General features: G+C 46.1%; 2 protein-coding genes and 1 pseudogene. All 3 read right to left on the reverse strand.

Features of this window, described 5'->3' with window-relative positions; genetic code table 11:
* Positions 1-669 (reverse strand): annotated as a pseudogene (locus tag DDT56_RS24115) (transposase); the annotation flags it as partial.
* Positions 670-906: 237 nt separating this feature from the next.
* Positions 907-1,452: a hypothetical protein gene (locus DDT56_RS24120; RefSeq protein ID WP_136168878.1), complete on the reverse strand. Its 546-nt coding sequence runs from the start codon at positions 1,450-1,452 to the stop codon at positions 907-909.
* Between the two features lie 955 nt (positions 1,453-2,407).
* The gene (locus tag DDT56_RS24125; RefSeq protein WP_136168879.1) at positions 2,408-2,947 is read right to left on the reverse strand and encodes a DUF2058 domain-containing protein; all 540 of its coding nucleotides are present in this window, start codon (positions 2,945-2,947) and stop codon (positions 2,408-2,410) included.
* Between the last annotated feature and the right edge of the window lie 307 nt (positions 2,948-3,254).

Below are 3,254 nucleotides of genomic sequence, written 5' to 3' on the forward strand. Positions count from 1 at the left end.
CCCGCTTACGGCAAGGATCAGCGGGTTTACGTTCAAGAAGCAGATTATGCGTTCTCATAATGCGATACACCCGCTTCGCATTAACCACTGGCAGGCCGTCCCGCTCTGACTCCCGTCGCAGCAGCGCCCACACGCGGCGATAACCATACGTCGGCAGGTCAGCCACCGCCATGTTTATCCGGGACAATACGGTGGTATCGTCAGAACGGGGCTGCCGTCTGCGATCCTGCCAGTCAGAAGGCCGATGAACCCGGATGCTCAACTGCGCACGCGACACGCCAAGACTTCTGCAAACGTCGGTTATTCGTCGTCCCCAGGCAACGAGGGCGCATGCGCAATCCATTTTTTTGCCCGGCCGAACTCTGCGGCCTCTTTGAGTATCTCGGCTTCCATCGTCTTTTTGCCCAGAAGGCGCTGGAGTTCGCGAATTTGCTTATTGGCGGCAGCGAGCTCGGAGGCCGGCACCACTTCCTCGCTCGATGCAACAGCCGTCAGCGAGCCGTCTTCATATTGCTTGCGCCATTTGAATATCTGGTTTGCATTGATGCCATGCAGGCGCGCGACATGAGACACGGTCATACCGGGCTCCATAGTCTGCTGAATAATGGCAATTTTTCCCTGAGGAGTACGACGCCGACGTCGTTCAGGCCCTGATAACACTTCAACCATCTTATTATTCTGACTGGTGTTAAACATAGTTCCAATACTACCTCTTATTTTAAGAGAGGCGAAGTGTCTGGTGATCTATGGGGCTAATCTAAGGTTTTACACAGTCTGGTCACAGACCAACCTCCCAGATGTGTTAGTCGAGAGCAGACTGAACGCTTTTGCTAAGGGACGCACGGCAGCAACGCAGCGGAACGTCCCACGGAGGGCCGTAGGCCGGGAGTGAATTTGAGTAATTTGTTAGGAGTTATTGCTCGATGACTTCCAAATGCCACCGGCAAAACCCGCAGAGTCTTTAATTCTTATTGTTTGCTTCGATTGATACTTTCGACCATCTAGATCGCAATATTCGATTTCTATGGGTAGGCTGGATCCATAGCGCCAAAACGTTTGTTGATCTCCTCGTGTATAGCCAAATGAGTTAGTCATGGTTTTTCCGTTCAACAGCAATGGAATTTCTCCGTCATCCGAGAAACACCTCATCACTCTGGAGTATGTAGTGCTCGGACCTTTAAGATTTTTAACCCATTCTGCTACGCATGCTTCAACATCATTTTCTTTCACGCGTATACGAACATTTGTAGCAGGTCGATTTCCAGTGTTACTTACCGCAAGGTTGTAGGCGATTGATTCGTTACCACCAGCATGAGTCTCGACTACAACTGACACTATCGGTCGATTTGACTGAAGCCAGCTTTTTCGTGCGAACCAAAATGACACAAGTGATAGCCCTAACGCCAATACAGACAAGATAGTTTTCCAGTCATCTGGACTCGGTAGTGACATCTCTGACTCCTAACTTCTGCATTTTCGACTGGTTTGGAGCGTAGCGGAAAACCAGTCCGACAACATGCGCTTATTCTTCAACCTTAAAATTTCACGTTTAACATCTGCTATCTCGCTTAAATTAGATAGTTTCAACTCTCTGACTTGCACTGATCTTAACTTCAGGCCTTCTATTTCTTCTGGAAGGTCCAGATGTCGTATACTGACCGAACTCTACACTCATTGTATTCGAGGTCAATATTTTAGAAGGGGTTGTAAAAAATGTTTAATATCAATACATTAGTTGTGATAAATAACTCTTTCAATATCTATAGGATAATATGTGCCATGGAAACCTTTTGTTGAATAGCACATAGCACATAGCACATAGCACATAGCACATAGCACATAGCACANTCATATATGTCACCTTCTTTCATATAGTTATACAAAATCGGCATATCACGTTTGGCGAGGAGATAATATTAATCGGCAAGGACGATTGAGCTTTGATGGTTGCCTAAAGGCGCTGTTAACTCGTTAACTTGACGACTCCCCAAAACAAGGCTAATTTCAAGGCTCGACTGATACTGACAGTATCAAATTAACGTTAATAAACTAAGATTTAGCAACTCAGCGCTTGTCTCGTTTCCCGCTCCAATTTCTTTTCTATAGATGTCCACTGATGTCTGTAGATCTATGATTCAGCAGGGTAATCCCTCTGTTGAGCATCCAGCGAAATCCACTGAAAACCACCGTCAACCACGCCGAAGTAGTACACAAATTAGTACACAAAAATCGGGTGCGTTATCGGTGCGGATTGTTTGCTGAGTCGCTTCCCTGTGCGCGGTACACCGAGACACCCCAATAGGGCTTACGCCGACTGTTGTTGACCGGCGTGTGGCGTCTTGCCGAATAAAATCTTAATGAAAAGCCCAGATGGACTTTTCATACTTAAGCATCGGCAAAACGTTAATTACCACATCAAATCATCTGGCACTTTAAAATCGGCATACGGATCTTCTTCATCTTGCTCTTCCTGACTAAGCGCACTATTTAATACAATACTGTTCGCATCTCGCTGTGCAATTTTATCGGCTACGCTCGCGGGGATAATAGCGTATTCACTCTTGCCACTGTTATCAACAACCAAACGGGCAATGGCGAGACGACCACTAATCAGCTGAGCTTGAGTAAGTTTATCCACCACTATTTTTTTAATTAAATTGTTATCTGTGAAGTTAAAGTCAATATCGCCTTTTGAAATGACGATTCTGTTCATTTCAATGAGCTGCTTCACCTGAGCTTTATACTCTTTAGATAAAGCCGCTTGTTTTTGTTGTTCGCTTAGCTGTTTATCACGCTCAAGTTGTGCTTTTTTATTTTCTTCCACAGCGGCTTTTGCCTCACGAGCCTGAACTCGTGATTTTTTAGCCGTTCTTTGCACTTTGGCCATTTTTTTGCTGGTCACTAATCCAGCTTTTAGCATCTGCTCTTGTAAGGTGAGTTTCGTCATCTTCGTTTCTCAGCCAGTTGAATAATTTGTGGGATTATACCTGTAATTTTAGAGGCTGTATCAGGTTGCAGGACCTGATCACTCTGTGGCTCGAGTGAAGAAACCTTCTACCCCAAATTCAGCGGGTGCCGGACGTACTCGCTAACGTTGTCGTAAGCGCCGTTTTCTCGCCTACGTTGGCGGCCACGGAGTCGCTCAGTGGCCCTTTGAGGCGAACGGTCATGGTCGTGGCGCGTGGTTATGCAACATTGATACATTATGATCCTACCCACGAATGGTGGACACGCTGTTAAGCGAGTAAAATCGT

Origin of the sequence: Brenneria corticis, from assembly GCF_003115855.1 — a bacterium.
Classification (GTDB): domain Bacteria; phylum Pseudomonadota; class Gammaproteobacteria; order Enterobacterales; family Enterobacteriaceae; genus Brenneria; species Brenneria corticis.